5 protein-coding genes are annotated in these 2,339 nt (G+C 48.2%); 4 read left to right on the top strand and 1 reads right to left on the bottom strand.

Features of this window, described 5'->3' with window-relative positions; translation table 11 throughout:
* Positions 1-210: DUF2787 family protein (locus AACS00_RS05860; protein ID WP_146205787.1), on the top strand; the 210-nt coding region annotated here is incomplete at its 5' end.
* A gap of 66 nt (positions 211-276) precedes the next feature.
* Here AACS00_RS05860 and AACS00_RS05855 read toward each other — a convergent pair.
* Positions 277-702 (bottom strand): RNase H family protein, encoded by a 426-nt coding sequence (locus AACS00_RS05855; RefSeq protein ID WP_110168451.1) that lies wholly within the window; start codon positions 700-702, stop codon positions 277-279.
* Positions 703-802: 100 nt separating this feature from the next.
* Here AACS00_RS05855 and AACS00_RS05850 point away from each other — a divergent pair, with 100 nt between their 5' ends.
* The 3 genes from AACS00_RS05850 to AACS00_RS05840 form a co-directional block, all read left to right on the top strand.
* Complete coding sequence (locus tag AACS00_RS05850; protein WP_110168450.1) at positions 803-1,048, top strand: hypothetical protein; 246 nt, start codon at positions 803-805, stop codon at positions 1,046-1,048.
* Positions 1,049-1,124: 76 nt separating this feature from the next.
* Positions 1,125-1,844 (top strand): hypothetical protein, encoded by a 720-nt coding sequence (locus AACS00_RS05845; RefSeq protein WP_110168449.1) that lies wholly within the window; start codon positions 1,125-1,127, stop codon positions 1,842-1,844.
* Positions 1,845-2,106: 262 nt separating this feature from the next.
* The coding region (locus tag AACS00_RS05840; RefSeq protein WP_110168448.1) for a hypothetical protein at positions 2,107-2,339 on the top strand (233 nt) is incomplete at its 3' end.

Raw genomic sequence — 2,339 nt, 5'->3', positions numbered from 1 at the left:
ACCGAGTTTGCTTACTTTGGTCATCCCTACCCTGAGCTTGAACGTTGCTTAGATTTTGACTTTCAACGTGGAGAGTTCTTCGCGGCTTATCAAGGATGGCACCCCATCAAGGGCAGTCATGAAGCACAATCATTCTATCAACTGTGGGAGGAACATAACTTTCTCGCTTACGTAGAGATGGGGGTATTTGATGATATCACTTTACGTTGAGAGCTCGACAGCCGCAGAGCGATAAACCCTTATAAATAAAGGACTTATCATGCTTTCATCTTAACGTTAGTGATGTATTGGCTTGGCTAACGCATAAGCTTCATCGATTTGCGGGCAGCATCGCTCTGCTCGACGTACCTTGATGTATTTGGCTGAGCGCAGTTTATCGACCATCTGCCAATAGTCACGATAGGCGACGGGCTTATTGTCGGCTTTACGCCAACCTTTGCGCTTCCAATTGTCCAACCACTCATTAAAACCACGCACACAAAAATCACTGCGCATGACTATCTCATCATCATCCAAGGCGTACTCTAACCCCTCTATCAGTGCGATCATTTCCAGCTCGGTATTGTTGACCGGTTTATCGAGGTCAATAACGTAATCTCGAACTTTTAGACCGTCCTCATCATAGATAACCAATGCCAATGCGCTCTGCTCTTGTGTACTCGATATGCCGATGTAAATGGTGTGGGTTTGTTGTGTGCTCATCTGTTTTTTCCTTATCAAAATATCAGCCAATCTGCTGGGTTCATTAGATAAGGCAAAGACGTAAAAAAATATTGTCATCATTGTATTTTAAGGAGGCCCTATGTCGTCACCGCCCCCCACATCGCACAGCGCATTAGCGCGATTTTTGCTGACGGTGGCCTTGATTGGCAGTCGGCAACTGCAACGTCAATGCCAACGCATCCAGCGTGATATTGACGCATTGAGTGATGAAGCCCTACTCGCTTGGGTTCAACGCTCCCCTACATGGAGCCTACGCCGTTGGCTCACGGTGGCGGAGCTGATTAAACGAGGCCATCGATGGCGAGACATTCATCCACGCCAATGAACGGGCATCTGACGTCGCACCTCTGACTAAGATGGCCGTCATTGATTGTGTCTGTTTTCTGCCATGGAGTGAGGCAATGGCCCCGAATAAGACCACCAGCATCGACCAACTGCTGATTGTCCTTGAGTTATACCATCGCATTCCGTTTGGTCGTAAAGTCACCGCTGGCCAGCTCCATCAACAGTTAGCGGAAGTGGGGATCCATCGAGACATTCGCACCGTTCAACGTAACTTAGAATTGGTAGTGAAATTTCTTGATGTCGAGAAAGACACACGAGATAAACCGTATGGTTATAGCAAGCGATTAGGCACTCGCCTTACCTTAGGACCACGAGAAGCCATCTTACTGGAAACGGCACTATCGGGGTTAAAAGCTGCATTTCCTACGGCTTATCATCCGGTGATTGAAGGTGCGTTTGCTCCTTTCTCTCGTCGCAATTCTCCAACCGCTAAAGTGGACATTCGTCCCTGTCGTCCGTTGATTGAGGAAAGCAAAATGGCTCTGTTTGAGCGACTCTGCTTTGCTCTGCATTATCAGCGAGAAATCAAATTGCAGCTCTCACCGCACACTTTGCCGTATTGTTGGCCTCTCGGATTGAGGTGTGAACAGGAGCAGTTTTATTTGATTTATGAGTACCAGCACACCCGCTATGCCATCCCCCTAAACGATATTGAGGAGGTCTCTGTCAGTACCTTTGAATTTACTTACCCAAGCCACGCAATGAGCGATATTCACCTCGACAGCTTGGCTCCTTTTCCCTCTTTACCCGCCCTATCGTATTCATCCGGCATCTGATGTCGCAACCTTGAATACCATAGCGCTGTTTCCACTCCTTACTTTGGGTGATAAGTGCCCCAAGTCAGGCCAGAGCTTTGGCATACCAATCACGAGTCACGTCATGGGTCCACTTGTTAACTCCAACCCATGGCGGAGTAGGCAGACTCATGCTCGTTATTCGGAATGCACAAGCCGCTGATCCAGCGTTATCAGTGTCAGGGGGAGAGCTCAGCTCTCTCCCTGTTTTGGTTTTACGACCATCATTATTTAGGAGATAATCATGAACCTTCACCGTACCTTATTGATCCTCGCCACCACCGTGAGTGCATCCTCTTTGGCTCACCCTGTTGTAGAAACACTATCCACCCAGTTAATCACACAGCAGTTGCCGACAGAGCACATTGAGCAACAACTCGATGAGTGGTATCAAATCGAATTAAAACAACTGGACCGCCACGCTCAGCGCCTTTCTGATCGCATCCCGATTGATGAACGCCGAAAAATGGCTCGAGC

It is taken from the genome of Vibrio sp. 11986-1-5 (assembly GCF_963878025.1).
GTDB lineage: Bacteria > Pseudomonadota > Gammaproteobacteria > Enterobacterales > Vibrionaceae > Vibrio > Vibrio injensis.
The sequence above is the reverse complement of the archived record's forward strand: the minus strand, read 5'-3'. Positions and strand labels throughout refer to the sequence as shown.